The sequence below is a fragment of the Pseudomonas sp. KCJK8993 genome (genome assembly GCF_046230915.1).
GTDB classification, from domain to species: Bacteria; Pseudomonadota; Gammaproteobacteria; order Pseudomonadales; family Pseudomonadaceae; genus Aquipseudomonas; species Aquipseudomonas piscis.
This window is the reverse complement of the sequence record NZ_JBJJLO010000128.1, coordinates 1-18,451: the sequence shown is the minus strand read 5'-3', so window position 1 is coordinate 18,451 and position 18,451 is coordinate 1. Positions and strand designations below refer to the sequence as shown.

The following is an 18,451-nucleotide window of genomic DNA, read 5'->3' as shown; positions in this document are numbered from 1 at the left end:
ATGGAGCGCTCATCCAGCCTTAGCTTCCCAAGAGGCAGATTGCATCGACCCAGCAGCGAAAAGACGAGTTGGTACGACACATGCAAACGTTTGCGTACCGGGTTTGCCAGCTGTTTGCCGAAAATTAGCTGGACCGGCCCTTACTCCCGCACGAACAAGGATTTTCAATGCTCGTCACCTCCAGGCGTATCGCTCCTTCGTACCCACGCAGCGTTTCCCTGCTACTGGGCATCGTTACCGGATTACTCAGCCCTGTCCTGCTGGCCCAACCGGCCACCCCGGACGAATCGGCCCAGGGCGAAGGCCTCGGCAAGGACGTGCAACCGGCCAAGCCCGGCGCCTACCTCTCCGACTGGTACAACCAGGACCTGATGCTGATCGGCAGCAAGGACATCAGCTTCGGCCCACGCCCGGTGGACGACGTCTACCTGGAATACGAGTACTTCGGGCGCAAGGGGCCATTCGAGCTCTATGGCTACATCGACCTGCCGAAGATCCTCGATATCGGCAACAGCCACGACAAGGGCGCCTGGGACCATGGCTCGCCACTGTTCATGGAGCACGAGCCGCGCATCTCCATCGACTACCTGACCGGCCGCAGCCTGGCCATCGGCCCGATCAAGGAGTGGTATGTAGCCTTCGACTGGATCTATGACCACGGCAGCCGCACCGCCAACCGGGCCAACACCCTGTACAGCGGCCTGGGCACCGATATCGACACCCATTCACGGGTCAACCTGTCCGCCAACTTCTACGGTCGCTACCAGTGGGAAAACTATGGCGCCAGCAATGAATACTCCTGGGATGGCTACCGCGCCCAGCTCAAGTACATCGTGCCCATCGACAAATTCAGCAACGGCGCCTCGCTGACCTACATCGGCTTCACCAACTTCGACTTCGGCTCCGACCTGCACAAGGACAACCCGGCCCGCACGGCCAACGCCACCGTGGCCACCAACGTACTGCTGTATTCCTTCACCCACTTGCGCTTCATGTTAGTGGGGCGCTATTTCCACAACGGTGGCAATTGGGAGGACGGCAGTGTGTTGAATTTCGGTGACGGTGAGTTTCGCGCCCGTTCCGACGGCTGGGGTTACTACGCCGGGATCGGCTATCAGTTTTAACAACCAAGCTGCTGGCTTTAAGCCGCGGAAAAAACGCCGGACAACGGCAATCAAGGAGATGGTGTTATGCGTGGGGTTCAAAAGCTTTCGTGGATAGTAGGGCTGAGTACGGCGATGGCTGCGGGGGCTTGGGCCAATGAAGCGCCGATCAAGCCCAAGGTGGTGCTGATCAGCATGTTCGCTCCGGAGGCACAGAACTGGATCGAGCGCCTGGAACTCAAGCACAAGGTGCGTGTCCCGGGGTTGGCCGGAGAATATCCGGACATCAGTTGCAGCAACGACCGGCAGGTGTGCCTGCTGACCACCGGCATGGGCCAGACCAACGCTGCGGCCTCGACCCTGGCCCTGGCGCTGTCGCCGCAGTTCGATCTGCGCAAGAGCTACTTCCTCATCGCCGGGATCGCCGGCATCAACCCGCACCAGGGCACCATCGGCACCGCGGCCTGGGCCCATTACCTGGTGGAGTTCGGCACCCAGTGGGAGCTCGACTCGCGGGATGCGCCCAAGGAATGGCCCACCGGCTACCTGGGCATCAACACCAAGGGGCCCAATGAAAAACCGCCCCTGGACTACAAGACCGAAGTGTTCGAACTCAACCCGAAACTCCAGGCCAAGGCCTTCGCCCTGAGCCAGAAGGTGACCTTGAGCGAAAGCAAGGAATCGGCGGCCTGGCGCCTGAAGTATCCCCAGGCTCCGGCCAACCAACCGCCGGTGGTCACCCGCTGCGACACCCTGGCCGGCAACACCTGGTTCTCCGGCACGCGCCTGAGCGAGCGAGCCGAAGTCTGGACCCGCTTGCTCACCGACAACAAAGGCGTTTACTGCACCACCCAGCAGGAAGACAACTCCACCTACGAGGCGCTGCTGCGGGCCAGCCGCGAAGGCCGGGTGGATGTCCAGCGCCTGGCGGTGCTGCGCGCCGGCTCGGACTTCGACCGCCCGGCACCCGGTGCCAGCGAAGTGGACAACCTGCTCAAGTACGCCGACCAGGGCGGCTTCGTACCGGCCCTGGAGAACCTCTACCGAGCCGGCAACCCACTGGTGCAGGACATCCTCAAGAACTGGTCGGCCTGGGAGCACGGCGTCCCGCAATGACCCCGTGATCGGCGCTCCCCATAACCGTGGCCACAGCTGAACCTGCGAAGCGGCGCCGACCTCGCGACCCTGCGGGCCGTGCGCAGCCTGCGGCAGCGGCTGCACAAGCAGACCCTGTAGCCGCTGCTGAGCCCGCGAAGCTGCGCCAAGGCCCGCAGGGCCTTCAACGCCCCCCCGGCCCTGCCCGCCTCAAGGAATCAGGATCACCTTGTCGCCGCCGCCCTGGTTGACCTCGGCATAGCGCTCCAGCCCTTGCTCCAGCGGCGACTCCAGCAAACCCTCGGGCAGCGGCAGCAAGCCTTCGTCGAAATAGCGACCGAACTGCTCCAGCATCGCCGCGCATTCTTCGACGCCATACAGCAACGAATTGATCCCCACCACCGAACCACCCTTGCGATACAGGGCCAGAGCCGGCAGTTGCACATGGCCATCCACCGGCGCGGCGATGATGGCGATCCGGCCGAACGTGGCCAGGGCCGGCACCGCCGCCGGCAGCCAGAAGCCAGTGGTGTCGAAGATCACCTCGGCGCCACCGGCATGATGCTCGCCCACCTGGGTCGCAAGATTCTCCGGCTGCGCCAGTTGCAGCGCCGGATAGCCCAGGGCCTGCAACGCCTGCACCTGCTCCGGCCGGCGCGCCGCCGCCAGCACCTGGGCGCCACGAACCTTGGCCAGGGCCAGGGCCGCAGTGGCCACGGCGCCGCCACCGATCACCAGCAGCCGCGTACCGGCGACCACGCCACTGCGCTCCAGGGCATCCCAGGCAGTGGTATAGGGCACGCCGAGGCTGGCGGCCTGGGCAAAGCTCAGGTGCCGGGGCTTGAGCGCCACGCCGCTGGCCGACAACACCACGTACTGGGCGTGGCTGCCATCGGCGAAAAAGCCCAGGTCCCTGCCGGTGCCCCAGACCTCCTGGCCGATCAACTCGTCCGGCCCCTGCTCCACCACCCCGGCGAAATCCCGCCCGGGAATCCGTGGCAGCGTGGTGTAGGGAAAACGCCCGAGGACATTCTTCACATCGCTGGGATTCAGGCCCGCCGCCTTGATCCGCACCAATACCTGGCCGGGCCCGGGGACCGGAGTCGGAACCTCCACCAGTTGCAGGGAAGCGAGGTCGCCGGTGGCGGAAAATTGCAGTGCTTTCATCAAAGACTCCATGGGTCGAGAAACGGTCGATATCAGCGATCAGGACAGCCACTGGCTGAACAGCTGGCGCCCCAGGGGCCACAACTGCTCGCCACCGAGCATGCCCAGCAGCCCCACCAGGGCGATGGCCGGCGGTGCCGGGGAACGCACCTGCAGGGCACCGTAGAGCAACCCGACCAGCAGGCCGGCCGCCAGGGACATCAGGTAATTCATGGCTCACTCCCAAAAGGCCGTGGTGCATGGGCTCGGCTGCAACTACAGCGTCGCTTCGTGTAGCCGCTGCCGCAGGCTGCGCATGGCCCGCAGGGCCACCGCGAGCCTTGGATCGCGCAGGGCCCTGCGGCCCCGAACGCAGCCTCACAGGCTCGGCAGCGGCTACAGGCATGGAGTGGATTCTAGAGACAAGGAGGCAGTGGCATCGGCCAAGTACTTCAGGCTATCGGCCAAAGCATCGGCGCTGGTCAGGCCGAGGGTTCACCGGCGACATACTGCGAGGGGGCGACGCCCAGCTCGCGGCGGAACATGTCGCTGAAACTGCTGGGGGAATAACCCAGCTCGCGGGCGATCCGGCTCACCGGCACGCCCTGGATCAGCTCCGCCGCCGCGGTGGCCAGTTGCACCTGGCGCCGCCACTCGGCGAACCCCAGGCCCAGGCGCTCCTTGAACAAGCGCGCCAGGGTACGCACGCTGGCCCCGACGGCCTCGGCATGCTGCTCGAAGGAAATCTCCAGGGACGGCGCCGCCATCACCGCCTGGCACAGGCTGCACAGGCGCCGGTCGGCGGCATCGGGCAAGACGATCTTCAACTCCGAGCGCCGCGCCCGTTGCAGCTCCAGCAGTGCCAGGCCCACCAGGGCCTCGTAGTAGTCCGGCTGGGGTGGTTCGAGTTCCACCAGGCGCACGATCAACTCCCGCAGCAGGGTATCCACTTGCAGCACCTGGACCCTGGTATCCAGGGTCGCCGCCAGGGAGGGACGCAAGTAGATATTGCGCATCTGCAGGTCGCTGACCACCCGAATGCCATGGACCACGCCCGGTGGCAGCCACACCGCCCGCTGCGGCGGCACCACCAGGGCCTCGTGGGGAGTCTCGACCCACATCACCCCGCTCATGGCATACAGCAGTTGGCCCCAGTCGTGCTCGTGGGGTTCGACGAACAACCCGCGCGGGTAGGTACGGGCCAGCGGCTGCACGGGAATCGCGGTGTCGGTGAGGTCGGGAGGAGCGGCTAGGGCCATGGCAAGGTCGCGGCGGGACGGCGGGCGACCATGGTAACCAGCCGTCGAAGCAGCCACCAGCCAGCACTAGCCAAATCGATGCCGTGGCGCTTGAGATCCATCCGTTTGGATGGCCTGCCGAGTTTTTTCAACGCCTCGCCAGCCCGCTGGGTCAATCCGAGTGAATTTTTCCGCCGCTGGGGGATCACTGCTGCATCACAGGGAGGATTGAACGCTTTATGAACAACGCAAAACTCTTCGTCATCGAATACACCCTGCACGGTGCCCCCAAGTCCTTCATCATCCGCCAGGAAAAGATGGACAACGCCGAGGCCTGGCACTGGGCCAGCTGCGATGCCGGGGTGGGCCGCATCGGCCGCTTCGGGCGCGAACAAGTGAAAAAGACCAGCCGCCCCACGGCGGAGAAGTTCGGTATCCACAACGTCACCTGGCGCCCTTCGGTCTAGCCGGCGCCATCCCCAGCGCCGAGGCTCAATCCCAGCCTTGCAGGCGCAGCGTGGCCCGCACCAAGCGCTGCTCCTCTTCTTCGATCTCCTGCAGGTTTTGCGCGATGCCCTGGATATGCGCCTGTGCGGCCTTGCGCGCCTGTTCCGGCAAGCGGCCAGTGACCGCGTGGTACAAGCGCGCATGCTGGCGGTCGATCTGGCGCTTGCGCAGTGGCCGGTGATAGAGGTTGTTGACCGAAGCGAATACCGAATTGAGCAACAGGCCGTTGAGCGAGCCCAGGGTCTGCACCAGCACCGGGTTGTGCGAAGCCTCGCAGATGGCCAGGTGGAAGGCATGGTCCAGGCGCGCCAGGTCGGCGGGCTCCAGGTCCTGGTCATGGGCCTCGAGCAGGGCCTGGTAGCTACGGCCGATGAGCACGAAGTCGGCCTCGGTGCCACGCAGGGCCGCCAGCCGCGCCGACTCGCCCTCCAGCAGGCCACGGACCTCCAGCAAGTCGTAGAGAGTGCGGGGCTGGGAACTGAACAGGTGCAGCAGTGGCGAGTCCGCCGCTGGCGCCGTCAGTTGCGCCACCTGCGAGCCACGGCCCTGCACCGTGTCGATGATGCCCCGGGCCCGCAACAGCTTCAGGCCCTCGCGCAGGGCCGTGCGCGAGACCCCGAGCTTGGCGGTCAGGCGCCGCTCCGAGGGCAACAGCTGGCCGGTCTTGAATACCCCGTCGACGATCAGGCGCTCGATCCGTGCGCAGACCCTATCGGCCACCTGCAAGCGCGGCTGTCCCGGTTTGTCCTGCATCTCGCCTCCCACTGGTATGACCAGTTCCTTGTCGATTCGCGCCCACTTCCTGGCTTGGCTGCAACTTGCTGAAATCAATCAGGTTTACTGGAGCCCGGGGCAAGTACCGGAAAACAAAGTGGTTCGACCACTGCCGGCGCACATGGACACTAAGGCGCCCCGGGCCAATGATGCAAGGCATGCGTGATGCAGTCGCGACCTGATAACAACGCCACAAGGTTATTCGCCCGCCATGACGATTCTCTACGATGAACGCCTCGACGGCGCCCTGCCCGAGGTCGACCGCCAAGCCTTGATCCACGCCCTGCGCAGCCAGCTGCCGGACCTGGAACTGCTGGACCGCCAGGAGCAACTCAAGCCCTACGAATGCGACGGCCTGAGCGCCTACCGCAGCACCCCGCTGCTGGTGGCCCTGCCCCGGCGCCTGGAGCAGGTGCAGCAGATCCTCAAGATCTGCCACCAGCAACGGGTACCGGTGGTGGCCCGGGGCGCGGGTACCGGCCTGTCCGGCGGCGCCCTGCCCCTGGAAAAGGGCCTGCTGCTAGTGATGGCGCGGTTCAAGGAGATCCTCGAGATCGACCCTGCCGCGCGCTGCGCGCGCCTGCAACCCGGGGTGCGCAACCTGGCGATCTCCCAGGCCGCGGCGCCCTACGAGCTGTACTACGCCCCCGACCCGTCGTCGCAGATCGCCTGCTCCATCGGTGGCAATGTCGCGGAAAACGCCGGTGGCGTGCACTGCCTGAAATACGGCCTGACCGTGCACAACCTGCTCCAGGTGCGCATGCTCACCGTCGAGGGCCAACCCCTGACCCTGGGCAGCGAGGCCCTGGACTCGCCGGGCTTCGACCTGCTGGCGCTGTTCACCGGTTCCGAGGGGCTGCTGGGGGTGATCACCGAAGTCACGGTCAAGCTGCTGCCCAAACCGCAGATCGCCAAGGTGCTGCTGGCGGCCTTCGACTCGGTGGAGAACGCCGGCCAGGCGGTGGCGGCGATCATCGCCGCGGGCATCATCCCCGGCGGCCTGGAGATGATGGATAACCTGGCGATCCGCGCCGCCGAAGACTTCATCCACGCCGGCTACCCGGTGGATGCCCAGGCCATGCTGCTGTGCGAGCTGGATGGGGTCGAGGCTGATGTCCACGACGACTGCGAGCGGGTGCGCCAACTGCTGCAACAGGCCGGCGCCAGCGAAGTGCGCCTGGCCCGGGACGAGGCCGAGCGCGCGCGGTTCTGGGCCGGGCGCAAGAATGCCTTCCCGGCGGTGGGCCGCTTGTCGCCGGACTACTACTGCATGGACGGCACCATCCCCCGGCGCCAACTGCCCGCCGTGCTGCACGGCATCGCCCGGCTGGCCGCCGAGCACCAGTTGCGGGTGGCCAACGTGTTCCATGCCGGCGACGGCAACATGCACCCGTTGATCCTGTTCGATGCCAACCAGGGCGGGGAGCTTGAGCGGGCGGAAGCCCTGGGCGGCAAGATCCTCGAACTGTGCGTGGCCGTGGGCGGCACCATCACCGGCGAGCACGGCGTGGGCCGGGAGAAGATCAACCAGATGTGCGTGCAGTTCAGCGGCGACGAGCTGAGCCTGTTCCACGGTATCAAGCGCGCCTTCGACCCCCTGGGCCTGCTCAACCCCGGCAAGAACATCCCGACCCTGCACCGCTGCGCCGAGGCCGGGGCCATGCACGTCCACCATGGGCAGTTGCCCTTCCCCGAACTGGAGCGATTCTGATGGCCGCCCCCACCGATTGCGATGCCAGCGAAGCCCTGCTGGAGCAGGTGCGCGACGCCCTGGACAAGGCCACCCCGCTGCGCATCCAGGGCTCCAACAGCAAGGCCTTCCTGGGGCGCGACAGCGCCGGCGAAATCCTCGATACCCGGGTCCATCGCGGCATCGTCAGCTACGACCCCACCGAACTGGTGATCAGTGCCCGGGCCGGGACGCCACTGGGCGAATTGCAGGCAGTACTGGAGGCCGCCGGGCAGATGCTGCCCTGCGAGCCGCCGGCGTTCGGTGCCGGCGCCACCCTCGGCGGCATGCTCGCCACTGGCCTGTCCGGGCCACGCCGGCCCTGGGCCGGGGCGGTGCGCGACTTCGTCCTCGGCACCCGGATCATCAGCGGCACCGGCCAGCACCTGCGCTTTGGTGGCGAGGTGATGAAGAACGTCGCCGGCTACGACCTGTCGCGGCTGATGGCCGGCAGCTACGGCTGCCTGGCGCTGGTGACCGAAGTCTCGCTGAAGGTGCTGCCCAAGCCCCGCCACTGCCTGAGCCTGAGCCTGGAACTGCCTGCCGGGCAAGCCCTGGCCAGGCTCGCGCAATGGGGCCAGCAGCCATTGCCCATCAGCGCCGCCTGCCACGATGGCAGCCGCCTGCACCTGCGCCTGGAAGGCGGCGAAGGCTCGGTGGCCGCGGCCCGCGATCGGCTCGGCGGCGAGCCCCTGGACAACCGCTACTGGAACCGGCTCAACGAGCAGCAATTGCCGTTCTTCGACCCCGGCCCGCCGCTGTGGCGCCTGTCGCTGCCACACAACACCCCGGAACTTGCGTTGCCCGGCACCCAATTGCTGGACTGGGGCGGCGCCCAGCGCTGGCTCAAGTCCGATGCTCCGGCCGCGCGCATCCGCGCCGTGGCCAGCGCCGCCGGCGGTCATGCCAGTTGCTACAGCCATGGCCTGCTGGACAGCCCGTTCCAGCCCCTGGAACCGACCCTGCTGCACTATCACCAACGCCTCAAGGCGCAGCTCGATCCCCAGGGCATCTTCAACCCCGGCCGACTCTACCCGGAGTTCTGATCCATGCAGACCACCCTCAGCCCCGAAGCCCGGCAGTTGCCAAGGGCTGCCGAAGCCGAACGCATCCTGCGCAGCTGCGTGCATTGCGGGTTCTGCAACGCCACCTGCCCCACCTACCAGGTCCAGGGCGACGAGCTGGACGGACCGCGCGGTCGTATCTACCTGATCAAGCAGGTCCTGGAGGGCGCCGCAGTCACCCCCCAGGCGCAGCTGCACCTGGACCGTTGCCTGTCATGTCGCAACTGCGAGACCACCTGCCCATCGGGCGTCGAGTACCACAACCTGCTGGACATCGGCCGGGCGGTGGTGGACGCCGCCCTGCCCCGGCCCGCCGGCCAGCGTCTGCTGCGCCAGGGCTTGCGGGCCCTGGCGGGCAACCCGCAGCTGTTCAAGGCACTGGTGCTGGGGGGCAGCCGCCTGCGCCCGCTGCTGCCCCAGGCCCTGCAAGACAAGCTGCCGCGCCAGGTACCCGCCGCCGGCGTGCGCCCGGACAAGGTCCACGCGCGGCGCGTGCTGCTGCTCGAAGGCTGCGTGCAGCCGGGGCTGTCGCCCAATACCAACGCTGCCGCGTGCCGGGTCCTGGATCGCCTGGGCATCAGCGTGCAACCGGTGGCCGAGGCCGCGTGCTGCGGCGCCGTGGACTACCACCTGGATGCCCAGGAGCGCGGCCGCCAGCGGGCCCGGCACAATATCGACGCCTGGTGGCCGCACCTTCAGCAAGGCGCCGAGGCCATCGTCCAGACCGCCAGCGGCTGCGGCGCCTTCGTCAAGGACTACGGGCACCTGCTGGCCGACGACCCGGCCTATGCCGCCAAGGCGCAGCACGTCAGCGCCCTGGCCCGGGACCTGGTGGAAGTGGTGCGGGCCGAACCACTGGCAGCGCTGCAAGTGCGCAGTGGGCAGCGCCTGGCCGTCCATTGCCCCTGCACCCTGCAACATGCCCAGCAACTGGGCGGCGCCGTGGAAAGCCTGCTGCAACGCCTGGGTTTCAACCTGACCCCAGTGCCCGACGGCCACCTGTGCTGCGGTTCGGCCGGCACCTATTCGCTGACCCAGCCCGCCCTGGCCCGGCAACTGCGCGACGACAAGCTGCGGGCCCTGGAAAGCGGCAGCCCGGACGTGATCGCTACGGCCAACATCGGCTGCCAGAGCCACCTGGATGGCGCCGGGCGCACCCCGGTACGCCACTGGATCGAGCTGCTGGACGCCGCCCTCAACCCTTGAACCCCCTGGAGCCTGCCATGCACCACAAAGCCGTGTTGTGCCAAGACGACGTCAGCCGCATCCTCGCCGCCGCCCGCACCGAGGCCCATCGCCAGCAGTGGCCGGTGAGCATCGCCGTGGTCGATGATGGCGGCCATCCCCTGGCCCTGGAGCGCCTGGACGGCTGCGCGCCGATCAGTGCCTACATCGCCTTGGAGAAAGCCCGCACCGCCGCCCTGGGCCGGCGTGAGTCCAAGGCCTACGAAGACATGGTCAATGCCGGGCGCAGCGCCTTTCTCTCGGCGCCGCTGCTGACCGCCCTGGAAGGCGGCGTGCCGATTCGCGTGGATGGCCAGGTGGTCGGCGCGGTGGGCGTGTCCGGCGTCCGCTCCGGCGAAGATGCCCAGGTGGCGCAAGTGGCCGCCAACTGCCTGGAAGGCTCCTGAACCCGCATCTGCGTGGAACGCTCCTGGGCCGTCAGCGACGGCGCAGGCTGCTGCGGTACATGAACAACAAGGCCAGGGCCAGGCACAGCATCGCCAGGATGCGGTTGCCGGAGAGCGCCATGGCCGGGTTGCCGAACCAGCCGAAGTGGTCGATCAACATGCCCATGGCCAACTGCCCGAGGATCACCGCCACCGTCGCCACGGCAGTCCCGACCCGAGGCACCGCGCCGACCATCACCAGCATGTACACCACGCCGAACAGCGCGCCGCTGAGCTGCCACTTGGGCGCCTGCAACAGGCCCATGGCCTGGGGCGGCTGGAAGAACACGATCAGCAGCGAGGTGACCAGGGCACCGACGGCGAAGGTCAGCAGGCTGCTGCGCAGCACCCCCACGCTCTGCCCCAGGCGGCCATTGATCGCCGCCTGCACACTGAGCACTGCACCGGCGGCCACCACGACCACCAGCAATAGAATCAGGTTCATATTCAACCTCGGGCAATCAGGATCAGGGCGCCGACGATCAGCACCAGGGCCAGCCAACGCTCGGCGTTGACCGGTTTACGGGCACTGCCGAACCAGCCGAAGTGGTCGATCAGCACGCTCTTGCCAACCTGGCCGGAAAGAATCGCGATCATGGTCATGGCAATGCCGATATGGGGCGTGGCCAGGGTCAGCACCACCACGTAGATCGGCCCCAGCACTCCGCCCAGCAACTGCCAGCGCGGCAACTGGCTCAAGGCCGGCCCCGGCTGCGGGCCACTGAACAGCAACAACAAGGCCAGCAACGCCGCGCCGACGCCGAAGATGCTCAGGGTCGCCCACAGGTGGCCGACCTGGGCTCCCAGGGGGCCGAGCAAGCCGGCCTCCACCGACAGGCCCATGCCGGCGAGGATCACCAGCGGCAGCAGGGCCAGGCGTTGCCAGCCGGCAGTGGATACAGCGGGGGCCACTGGCGGTGGCAGCGTCGGGTCAAGGGTTTCGCAAGACATGGGGCACCTCTTGGGTTCATGGAATGGCGAGCATTATTGGTTGCCCATGCTTTGCGATAAATGGGAGCATGCCGACAACACCTTTGCGCAAAGCGCACAGCAAGGACTCCCCATGCAAGGCTTCAACGACCTGGGTTTCAAGGCCCTGCGGCTGTTCATCGCGGTGCTCGACCAGGGCAGTTTCTCTGCCGTGGCCCGACGCGAAGGCCTGGCACCCTCCTCCATTTCGCGGCAGATCCAGCTGATGGAACAGGCCCTGGGCCAACAGTTGCTGTATCGCCATACCCGGGCGGTCAGCCCCACCGAGGCCGGGCGCCTGTTGGGGCACCATGCCCGGCGGGTGCTGGCGCAATGGGAAGAAGCCGAGCAGGCCCTGCAAGAACAGCAGGACGAGCCGACCGGACTGGTGCGGATCAACGCACCGGTGGTATTCGGCCAGCGGCATATCTCGCCCTGGCTGGGCGAACTGCACCGGCGCTACCCCAAGCTGCAACTGGATATCCAGCAGACCGACAGCTATATCGACCCGTTGCAGGACGGCACCGACCTGCTGTTTCGCATCGGCGTGCTGGGAGACTCCTCGATGCAGGCCCGGCTGCTGGCACCCCAGCGCTACCGGGTCGCCGCCAGCCCGGGCTACCTGGCCCGCCACGGCCACCCCCGGCATCCCGACCAGCTGCACCAGCACCAATGCCTGGCCTACAAGGGCGAAAGCGGCCAGCAGCGCTGGTTCTTCCGCCAGGGCCAGGAATCCTGGACGCCCTACAGCGTCACGGGCCCGCTGACCGGCAACCACGCCGACACCCTGACCCAGGCCGCCGAACAAGGCCTGGGGCTGGTGATGTTTCCTTCCTGGCTGATCGGCGAGGCCCTGCACCAGGGCCGGCTGGTGGCACTGTTCGAGGATTTCGAAGTGGCCACCAGCCTCGAACCGCAACAGATCGCCGCCCTGTGGCCGGGCAGCCGGCGCCTGTCGGTGAAGGTCCGCACGGTGATCGACTTTTTCGTCGAGACATTCGGGCCGGTACCGTATTGGGATCGCTAGCGCGATCAGCTTCAAGCTGCAAGCGACAAGTTGAAAGCCGGACGCGATCAGCCTTGGCTTGAGCGCTCTTGCTCTGGCTTGGGGCTTGCCGCTTGCCGCTTGCCGCTTGCCGCTTGCCGCTAAAGGCTAGCTATGAGCCAGGCATTGGCAGAGCTGATCACGGCGAACAGGCTCCAGGCCAGCCAGCGGATCGGCCAGCGGTTGACGAAGACGCCCATCAGGCGTGGGTCGTTGGTCATGCGGATCAACGGATACAAGGCGAATGGCAGTTGCAGGCTGAGCACCACCTGGCTCAGCACCAGCAGCTTGCCCACGGCGCCGTCGCCCAGCAGCCAGACGCCGATGAACGCCGGGATCAACGCCAGGCCGCGGGTGATCAGGCGGCGCTGCCAGCAGGGAATCCGCAGGTTCAGGTAACCCTCCATGATCACCTGGCCGGCGATGGTCCCGGTGAAGGTCGAGCTCTGCCCGGAGGCCAGCAGTGCCACGCCGAACAGCACGCTGGCCAGGGCCCCGCCCACCAGCGGGTCGAGCAGGTGGTAGGCATCCTGGATCTCCACCACGTCGCTGTGCCCGGTGTTGTGGAAGGCCGCGGCGGCAAGGATCAGGATCGCCGCGTTCACCAGCAGCGCCAGGGCCAGGGAGCCGATGGTATCGATGCGCGCCAGGCGGATCGCATCGCTGCGGCTGGCAAGGTCCTTGCCCACCAGCCGGGTCTGGACCACCGAGGTATGCAGGTACAGGTTGTGCGGCATCACCGTGGCGCCGAGGATGCCGATCGCCAGGTACAGCGGCGCGGCGGCGCTGATGGCCGCCAGCGACGGGGTGAAGCCCCGGGCCACGTCTGGCCAGTGAGGCTTGATCAGCAGCAACTCGATGAAGAAGCACACGCCGATGGTCGCCACCAGCGCCAGCATGATCGCTTCCAACCGGCGAAAGCCACGGTTCTGCAGGGCCAGCACCAGCAAAGTGTCGAAGGCGGTAATGACGATCCCGGTGCTCAACGAGACGCCCAGCAAGAGGTGGAAAGCCAAGGCGCAGCCCAGCACTTCGGCCAGGTCGGTGGCGATGATCGAGACCTCCGCCAGCAGCCACTGGACCCGCGCCGAGCGTGGGCTGTAGCGTTCCCGGCAAAGCTGCGCCAGGTCACGCCCGGTGGCGATGCCCAGGCGCGAACACAGGCACTGCACCACCATGCCCGCCAGGCTCGCCAGCAGCACCATGAACAGCAGGCTGTAGCCATAGCGCGAACCGGCCTCGATGGCCGTGGCCCAGTTGCCCGGGTCCATGTAGCCGATGGACACCAATAGCCCGGGGCCGGCGAAGCGCAGCACGCGCTTGAACAGCGAAGCGCGGGGGTCGACGGTGACGGAACCGGCCACCTCCGGCGGACAGAAAGGAGCGGTGGCGATTTTCGGCAGGCTGAATTTCACAAGGGGGATTCCACGGCGACTTGAAGCAGGTGCCCAGCTTAGAGGTTTCGCCGCGGCCGCCCAAGCCTGAAATTCATCGGTCAAGGCGAGTATGCTGCACAGGTTCCGGCCCGGGCCGGACCCCGTTCCACCCTTGCAAGGTTTCTCCGTGGCCCACACCGCAACGACTCCGGCAGGCGCTACCCTGCCGCCCTTCCTGCAGCCTGGCGAACGAGTGCTGCTGTTCGATGGCGTGTGCAAGCTGTGCAACGCCTCGGTGCGCTTCGTCATTGCCCATGACACCGAACGGCGGATCCGCCTGGCCTCGGTGCAGTCGCCCCAGGGCCAGGCCCTGCTGGCATGGGCCGGGTTGTCCACCGAACAGTTCGACAGCGTGGTGCTGATCGAAGGCCAGCGCCTGTCCCTGCGCTCTACAGCCTTCATCCGCCTGATGGCGCAACTGCCCGCGCCCTGGCGCTGGCTGCGCCTGCTGCAGTGGATTCCCCGGCCCCTGCGCGATTGGGGCTACAGCTACATCGCCCGCCACCGCTATCGCTGGTTCGGCCGCTACGACGTCTGCCTGCTGCCCAGCCCCGATCACCGTGGGCGCTTTCTCGACGACACGCCTTGACCTGCCACGCCAGCGCTTCGCTTGGTGTAGCCGCTGCCGCAGGCTACGCGCGGCTCGGCACGGGGCGCAGGACCTGGCAGCCGCCAGAGTCGATGATCCAATGAAAGAAATCCCTCTGGAGCCGGCTGCCACGGGCGTGGGATGATGCGCGCCTTCCATCCAGATGCCCGGAGATCGTGCATGTCATCCCTAGCTAGAAAAGCCCTGGTCCTGGTGTTCGCCGCCGTGGCGGGCCTTGGTGCGTTGAACGCCGTGGCCGCCGGCAAATCCACCGCTCGCCAGGCCTCGGGCGAAAAAGTCACGCTGCTCGACGGCAAGCTGGCCTTCAGCCTGCCCAAGGGCTTCAGCGCCGCGGCCCTGCCGGGGGGCGACGAAGCCAAGGGCACCGGCGGCGCCAGCGGTACCCTGTACGCCAACGACGACACGCGTACCGTGGTGATCGCGGCGCAGAACAGCATTCCCAACGGGGCCCGGGTCAAGGACAACGACAGCGCCTTTCTCGATGACGCGACAGCCGGCTTCCTGGTCCAGCAGTCCCAGGCCCTGCCGGACTTCAAGAAGCAGGCGCAAAGAAGCCTCACCCTCAAGGGCCTCGGCGTGCGCCAGATCGACAGCACCGCCACCCAGGGCGGCGGCCTGACCCTGAACTCGACCCTGATCGCCGGCTCCGGTACGCACATGGCGGTGATCCAGGTGATCTCCCGGGCCGCCGACAAAGCCGGGCATGCGGCATTGATGAAGCAGATCCTCGGCCAATGACCCTGGTTCAGGGGGCGAGTGCGCGCAACCAGCGATCCAGGTCCTGGATCTCCACTTCGCTGATGCTGTGGCCCATCCCCGGATAGGCATGGAACTGCGGCTCCAGGGCCAGCCCGCGCAATAGCCGGTTGGCCTCCACGCCGTCGCTGTAGGGCAAACGCTGGTCGCTGGTGCCATGGCCGATGAAGATCCCCAGGCGCTGCAACCCTGGCTCGCTCCTTAGCTGCGAGGCCAGCAGCGGCAGGATCTTCCCGCTCAAGGCGGCAATCCCGCGCACCGCTTGCGGATGCCGCAAGCCCACTTCATAGGCCATCGCCGCCCCCTGGCTGAAGCCCACCAGCACCACCTTGCCAGGCTCGGTGTGATACTTGGCCGCCGCCGCACGGACGAAGCGGCCGATCAACTCGGCACTGCTGGCCAGGTCTTCGCTGACGCCGTCATAAGGCCCCTGCCCCTGGCGCCGGAACCACTGGAAGCTGTCCTCATCGAGGGTCTGCGGCGCGCGGGCGGAGAGATAGGTGTAGGTCGCCGGCAAGCGTTCATGCAGCCCGAACAGGTCGGCCTCGTTGCTGCCGTAGCCGTGCAGGAAGATCACCAGCGGCTGGTCGCGGGTCTCTGTCGGCGCCTGTTCCAGGTAGCGCAGCGGCAGGTCGTCGTGCAGCAGGGTATCGGCGTGGACAAAGGGCGCGGCCAACAGGGCCAGTAGCGCCAGGCAACGGATCATGGATGGCTCCTTAAGTGGGGAAAATCGACGGCCAGAGCCTAGCACTGCGGACCTGGCTGGAGCAGCCGCCGCCAGAGCCCGCCACGATGTCCTCCCTGGGCAGCCCGCGCCCGTTCAACCGGGCAAGCGCTGGCATCTCGCTTGCCCGGTGCCGGCAAGCCCCCGCCAGGCCAGCGGCGTGAGCAACAGCACCAGCACCAGGAACCCCACCTGGGATAGATAGAAACTCGCCAGCCACTGTTCGTGGGCGGCGACATAAAGGCTGTTGTGCAGGACGTCCAGCACAATGATCGCCAGGGTCAGCGCCAGCCCCCAGCGTGGGCGCCGCCACAACAGCAGCACGGCCAGCGGGTCCAATAGCGTCAGCGAACCCCAGAAGGCCCGGCTGACCAGGGGCGTATCGCTGCCGTAGCCATAGTCCCAGAGCAGGCCGTGGGCGAAGGCAGCGTGCAGATGATTGAAGGTCGCCGCCAGCAGGCACAGGGCGAACAACCAGCGGATGCACAGGGACAATCGAAACAAGGCTTGAGCCCCGGTCGGGTAGTGGAAGGCCCACTGCAAGATCGGCAGCAGGCGGTTCGCGGTGTGCGACACCGGATCAGTCGTTGACCAGCTTGCCCTGGCGAATGGGCTCGCGACCGGCGACCTTGGCCAGCCAGATCCCCGGCTGGGTGTAGCGTCCACGATCCAGGGCGAACAGTATGCCGCTGGTGCCGGCCCGGACGACGCTGGCCCGGTCGCTCAACGGATCCACCACCTCGAACAAGGCGTCACCGCGCTCGACCCACTCCCCGGCTTCACGCAGGAAACTGACCACGCCATGGTGCGGCGCGAACAGATACTCGGTGCCGTCGAACGACATGCCCTCGCAGCAATCCTGCGGCGCCGCCGGCCAGTCGCCGTCGATCAGCCCCTGTTCGGCGAGAAAGCCCAGGATGGCTTCGCCGTTGGCGCGCGCCTGCTCGACCCGGGTGTCGCCCATGCTGCCCAGCTCCAGGGTGGTGGCCAGGTTGGCCAGGGGGATCGCCGCCCGCGGGAAATCCCGCGCCAGGCGCAGCCAGGGGGCGGAGCAGGACTCATCGAAGGAACTGCCCCCGGAATCCTCGCACAGCAGCGCCACGCCAGCCTTGAGCCGCGCCGCCAGGGACCGCCATTGGGGCCAGTGCTGGGGCAAGGCATACAGGTGGATCGCCGCCTCGAAATCGCAATGCAGGTCGAGTGTGATATCGGCGTCGCAGGCATGGCGCAACAACAAGCGCTGCAGGGCTTCGAGCTGCGACAGCGGGGCCGGCAGCTCGTCCAGCACCTGGAGCATGGTGCGGCGGATCAGGGCCACGTTGGCCGCCGCGTCATCCGCCAACAGCTTGCCGATCCGGTCGCCGACCGGGCCACTGAGCTCGACGAAGGCACGGTTGAAGTTGTTGCCGCTGCCCAGCTCGAAGCGCCCCAGGTGGTTGCCTTGCACCTGCTGGTCGAGGCCGATGGGATTGGCCACCGGCACCAGTTCCACCGTGCATTGCAGGCGCCCCTGTTCTTCCAGTAGCGCCAGGCGTTGCTTGAGCTCCCAGGCGGTACGCATGCCGGGCAGTTCGTCGGCGTGCAGGCTGGCCTGGATGTAGACCTTGCGCGGGCCGTTGCCGAAGCGAAATACGCTGAGCTGGCGCGAAGTGCCCAGGTGGCCCCAAGGCAGGGCGTGGTCGATGCGTTGCATGCAGGCTCCGGAAAAAAGGCGTGGCGCAGGATAGAACAGCGTGCATAAAAAAGGTGGCGACCGGGAGCCGGTCGCCACCTTTTTTCATGCCAGCGGCTTATTCGCCGTAGACATCGAAGGTGAAGTACTTGTCCTGCACTTCTTTGTACTTGCCATTGGCGCGGATCTCGGTGATGGCGGCATTGAATTTCTCCGCCAGCTCCTTGTCACCCTTGCGCACGGCGATACCGGCACCGCCACCGAAATACTTCGGATCGTTGTACTCGGGACCAACGAAGGCGAAACCCTTGCCGGCCTCGGTTTTCAGGAAACCGTCGTCAAGGTTGACCGAGTCGGCCAGCAGCGCGTCGACGCGACCGGACACCATGTCCAGGTTGGCTTCCTGCTGCGAGCCGTAGCGCACCAGGTCGATGCCGGCCGGCACCAGCACTTCGGTGGCGAAGCGGTCGTGGGTACTGGCACGCAGTACACCGACCTTCTTGCCCTTGAGCTCGGTCAGCGGGTCCTTGATGGTGGTGCCGGCCTTCATCACGAAACGAGCCGGGGTGTGGTAGTACTTGATGGTGAAGTCGACATTCTTCTTGCGATCGTCGGTGATGGTCATGGACGACAGGATGGCGTCGATCTTCTTCACCTTCAGCGCCGGGATCAAGCCGTCGAATTCCTGCTCGACCCAGGTGCACTTGGCTTTCATCTGCTCGCACAGGGCGTTGCCCAAGTCCACGTCGAAACCGGCGAGCTTGCCGTCGGGGGTCTTCATCGAGAATGGCGGGGAGCCGGCCTCCGAACCCGGGCGGGTCGGCGTTGATCCCGCCGGGGGCGAGGGGGAAGGAAAAACGAAACAGAGCACCGGACCCGCACAGCCGAAAAATTTTACTTATAACTGCCAGGG

20 protein-coding genes and 1 pseudogene are annotated in these 18,451 nt (G+C 66.8%); 10 read left to right on the top strand and 11 right to left on the bottom strand.

The genetic code is table 11. From position 1 onward, the window contains the following. Positions 1-167: 167 nt before the first annotated feature. Together ACK6AU_RS27690 and ACK6AU_RS27685 are read left to right on the top strand one after the other, a co-directional pair. On the top strand, positions 168-1,124 hold the full coding sequence (locus ACK6AU_RS27690) for a nucleoside-specific channel-forming protein Tsx (RefSeq protein ID WP_409302690.1): 957 nt from the start codon (positions 168-170) through the stop codon (positions 1,122-1,124). 114 nt (positions 1,125-1,238) lie between these two features. Further along, positions 1,239-2,219 (top strand): purine-nucleoside phosphorylase, encoded by a 981-nt coding sequence (locus ACK6AU_RS27685; protein WP_409302692.1) that lies wholly within the window; start codon positions 1,239-1,241, stop codon positions 2,217-2,219. A gap of 189 nt (positions 2,220-2,408) precedes the next feature. On the opposite strand, the gene ACK6AU_RS27680 is transcribed toward ACK6AU_RS27685, so the two are convergent. The 3 genes from ACK6AU_RS27680 to ACK6AU_RS27670 form a co-directional block, all read right to left on the bottom strand. Next, entirely contained in the window at positions 2,409-3,365 is a 957-nt protein-coding gene (locus ACK6AU_RS27680; protein WP_185701067.1) for a zinc-binding alcohol dehydrogenase family protein, read from the bottom strand. Positions 3,366-3,404: 39 nt separating this feature from the next. Beyond that, the gene (locus tag ACK6AU_RS27675) at positions 3,405-3,578 is read right to left on the bottom strand and encodes a DUF1427 family protein (RefSeq protein WP_083457005.1); all 174 of its coding nucleotides are present in this window, start codon (positions 3,576-3,578) and stop codon (positions 3,405-3,407) included. Between the two features lie 248 nt (positions 3,579-3,826). Further along, positions 3,827-4,603 (bottom strand): helix-turn-helix transcriptional regulator, encoded by a 777-nt coding sequence (locus ACK6AU_RS27670; RefSeq protein ID WP_022643688.1) that lies wholly within the window; start codon positions 4,601-4,603, stop codon positions 3,827-3,829. 218 nt (positions 4,604-4,821) lie between these two features. On the opposite strand from ACK6AU_RS27670, the gene ACK6AU_RS27665 reads away from it, so the two are divergent. Further along, positions 4,822-5,049, top strand: a complete 228-nt coding sequence (locus ACK6AU_RS27665; protein WP_022643687.1) for a DUF6555 family protein — start codon at positions 4,822-4,824, stop codon at positions 5,047-5,049. 25 nt (positions 5,050-5,074) lie between these two features. On the opposite strand, the gene glcC is transcribed toward ACK6AU_RS27665, so the two are convergent. Beyond that, complete coding sequence (gene glcC / locus ACK6AU_RS27660; protein ID WP_409302686.1) at positions 5,075-5,842, bottom strand: transcriptional regulator GlcC; 768 nt, start codon at positions 5,840-5,842, stop codon at positions 5,075-5,077. A 232-nt stretch (positions 5,843-6,074) separates the two neighbouring features. On the opposite strand from glcC, the gene glcD reads away from it, so the two are divergent. Genes glcD through ACK6AU_RS27640 form a run of 4 tightly spaced genes read left to right on the top strand, consistent with a single transcriptional unit; the run spans position 6,075 to position 10,287 of the window. Next, positions 6,075-7,574, top strand: coding sequence for a glycolate oxidase subunit GlcD (gene glcD / locus ACK6AU_RS27655; RefSeq protein ID WP_409302684.1), 1,500 nt, complete (start codon positions 6,075-6,077; stop codon positions 7,572-7,574). Then, positions 7,574-8,638: a glycolate oxidase subunit GlcE gene (gene glcE, locus ACK6AU_RS27650; RefSeq protein ID WP_409302682.1), complete on the top strand. Its 1,065-nt coding sequence runs from the start codon at positions 7,574-7,576 to the stop codon at positions 8,636-8,638. The genes glcD and glcE overlap by 1 nt, the downstream gene beginning before the upstream one ends. A 3-nt stretch (positions 8,639-8,641) precedes the next feature. Beyond that, positions 8,642-9,862 carry a glycolate oxidase subunit GlcF gene (gene glcF / locus ACK6AU_RS27645; RefSeq protein ID WP_409302680.1) on the top strand — a complete coding sequence of 407 codons (1,221 nt, stop codon included), beginning with the start codon at positions 8,642-8,644 and terminating at the stop codon, positions 9,860-9,862. A gap of 17 nt (positions 9,863-9,879) precedes the next feature. Continuing rightward, positions 9,880-10,287, top strand: coding sequence for a heme-binding protein (locus tag ACK6AU_RS27640; RefSeq protein ID WP_185701062.1), 408 nt, complete (start codon positions 9,880-9,882; stop codon positions 10,285-10,287). Between the two features lie 31 nt (positions 10,288-10,318). On the opposite strand, the gene ACK6AU_RS27635 is transcribed toward ACK6AU_RS27640, so the two are convergent. Together ACK6AU_RS27635 and ACK6AU_RS27630 are read right to left on the bottom strand one after the other, a co-directional pair. Further along, positions 10,319-10,771 (bottom strand): DMT family transporter, encoded by a 453-nt coding sequence (locus ACK6AU_RS27635; RefSeq protein WP_185701061.1) that lies wholly within the window; start codon positions 10,769-10,771, stop codon positions 10,319-10,321. A gap of 2 nt (positions 10,772-10,773) precedes the next feature. After that, positions 10,774-11,277 (bottom strand): DMT family transporter, encoded by a 504-nt coding sequence (locus ACK6AU_RS27630; RefSeq protein ID WP_022643680.1) that lies wholly within the window; start codon positions 11,275-11,277, stop codon positions 10,774-10,776. A 112-nt stretch (positions 11,278-11,389) separates the two neighbouring features. On the opposite strand from ACK6AU_RS27630, the gene ACK6AU_RS27625 reads away from it, so the two are divergent. After that, positions 11,390-12,322 carry a LysR family transcriptional regulator gene (locus tag ACK6AU_RS27625; protein ID WP_152897234.1) on the top strand — a complete coding sequence of 311 codons (933 nt, stop codon included), beginning with the start codon at positions 11,390-11,392 and terminating at the stop codon, positions 12,320-12,322. Positions 12,323-12,441: 119 nt separating this feature from the next. On the opposite strand, the gene ACK6AU_RS27620 is transcribed toward ACK6AU_RS27625, so the two are convergent. Continuing rightward, positions 12,442-13,755, bottom strand: coding sequence for an Nramp family divalent metal transporter (locus ACK6AU_RS27620; RefSeq protein ID WP_409302677.1), 1,314 nt, complete (start codon positions 13,753-13,755; stop codon positions 12,442-12,444). A gap of 91 nt (positions 13,756-13,846) precedes the next feature. On the opposite strand from ACK6AU_RS27620, the gene ACK6AU_RS27615 reads away from it, so the two are divergent. Then, entirely contained in the window at positions 13,847-14,365 is a 519-nt protein-coding gene (locus ACK6AU_RS27615) for a thiol-disulfide oxidoreductase DCC family protein (protein WP_409302675.1), read from the top strand. Between the two features lie 180 nt (positions 14,366-14,545). Then, a complete protein-coding gene (locus ACK6AU_RS27610; protein ID WP_409302673.1) occupies positions 14,546-15,124 on the top strand; it encodes a hypothetical protein in 579 nt (192 codons plus the stop codon). Between the two features lie 7 nt (positions 15,125-15,131). Here the strand turns inward: ACK6AU_RS27610 and ACK6AU_RS27605 are convergent, their stop codons facing one another. From ACK6AU_RS27605 to ACK6AU_RS27590, 4 genes and pseudogenes are all read right to left on the bottom strand, one after another. After that, complete coding sequence (locus ACK6AU_RS27605) at positions 15,132-15,848, bottom strand: alpha/beta hydrolase (protein WP_409302671.1); 717 nt, start codon at positions 15,846-15,848, stop codon at positions 15,132-15,134. A 114-nt stretch (positions 15,849-15,962) separates the two neighbouring features. After that, on the bottom strand, positions 15,963-16,370 hold the full coding sequence (locus ACK6AU_RS27600) for a hypothetical protein (protein WP_185701123.1): 408 nt from the start codon (positions 16,368-16,370) through the stop codon (positions 15,963-15,965). A 76-nt stretch (positions 16,371-16,446) separates the two neighbouring features. Beyond that, positions 16,447-17,559, bottom strand: a complete 1,113-nt coding sequence (locus ACK6AU_RS27595) for a succinylglutamate desuccinylase/aspartoacylase family protein (protein WP_185701055.1) — start codon at positions 17,557-17,559, stop codon at positions 16,447-16,449. Between the two features lie 97 nt (positions 17,560-17,656). After that, a pseudogene (locus ACK6AU_RS27590) lies at positions 17,657-18,361 on the bottom strand (ABC transporter substrate-binding protein); the annotation flags it as partial. Positions 18,362-18,451: the final 90 nt, after the last annotated feature.

What these genes read in the sequence shown, in the direction of transcription:
- glcD (WP_409302684.1), top strand. Translation starts at nt 6,075, where the DNA reads ATGACGATTCTCTACGATGAACGCCTCGACGGCGCCCTGCCCGAGGTC.
- ACK6AU_RS27610 (WP_409302673.1), top strand. Translation starts at nt 14,546, where the DNA reads ATGTCATCCCTAGCTAGAAAAGCCCTGGTCCTGGTGTTCGCCGCCGTG.
- ACK6AU_RS27685 (WP_409302692.1), top strand. Translation starts at nt 1,239, where the DNA reads ATGGCTGCGGGGGCTTGGGCCAATGAAGCGCCGATCAAGCCCAAGGTG.
- ACK6AU_RS27640 (WP_185701062.1), top strand. Translation starts at nt 9,880, where the DNA reads ATGCACCACAAAGCCGTGTTGTGCCAAGACGACGTCAGCCGCATCCTC.
- ACK6AU_RS27615 (WP_409302675.1), top strand. Translation starts at nt 13,847, where the DNA reads ATGCTGCACAGGTTCCGGCCCGGGCCGGACCCCGTTCCACCCTTGCAA.
- ACK6AU_RS27690 (WP_409302690.1), top strand. Translation starts at nt 168, where the DNA reads ATGCTCGTCACCTCCAGGCGTATCGCTCCTTCGTACCCACGCAGCGTT.
- glcF (WP_409302680.1), top strand. Translation starts at nt 8,642, where the DNA reads ATGCAGACCACCCTCAGCCCCGAAGCCCGGCAGTTGCCAAGGGCTGCC.
- ACK6AU_RS27665 (WP_022643687.1), top strand. Translation starts at nt 4,822, where the DNA reads ATGAACAACGCAAAACTCTTCGTCATCGAATACACCCTGCACGGTGCC.
- ACK6AU_RS27605 (WP_409302671.1), bottom strand. Translation starts at nt 15,848, where the DNA reads ATGATCCGTTGCCTGGCGCTACTGGCCCTGTTGGCCGCGCCCTTTGTC.
- ACK6AU_RS27675 (WP_083457005.1), bottom strand. Translation starts at nt 3,578, where the DNA reads ATGAATTACCTGATGTCCCTGGCGGCCGGCCTGCTGGTCGGGTTGCTC.
- glcE (WP_409302682.1), top strand. Translation starts at nt 7,574, where the DNA reads ATGGCCGCCCCCACCGATTGCGATGCCAGCGAAGCCCTGCTGGAGCAG.
- ACK6AU_RS27625 (WP_152897234.1), top strand. Translation starts at nt 11,390, where the DNA reads ATGCAAGGCTTCAACGACCTGGGTTTCAAGGCCCTGCGGCTGTTCATC.
- ACK6AU_RS27670 (WP_022643688.1), bottom strand. Translation starts at nt 4,603, where the DNA reads ATGGCCCTAGCCGCTCCTCCCGACCTCACCGACACCGCGATTCCCGTG.
- ACK6AU_RS27680 (WP_185701067.1), bottom strand. Translation starts at nt 3,365, where the DNA reads ATGAAAGCACTGCAATTTTCCGCCACCGGCGACCTCGCTTCCCTGCAA.
- glcC (WP_409302686.1), bottom strand. Translation starts at nt 5,842, where the DNA reads ATGCAGGACAAACCGGGACAGCCGCGCTTGCAGGTGGCCGATAGGGTC.
- ACK6AU_RS27635 (WP_185701061.1), bottom strand. Translation starts at nt 10,771, where the DNA reads ATGAACCTGATTCTATTGCTGGTGGTCGTGGTGGCCGCCGGTGCAGTG.
- ACK6AU_RS27630 (WP_022643680.1), bottom strand. Translation starts at nt 11,277, where the DNA reads ATGTCTTGCGAAACCCTTGACCCGACGCTGCCACCGCCAGTGGCCCCC.
- ACK6AU_RS27595 (WP_185701055.1), bottom strand. Translation starts at nt 17,559, where the DNA reads ATGCAACGCATCGACCACGCCCTGCCTTGGGGCCACCTGGGCACTTCG.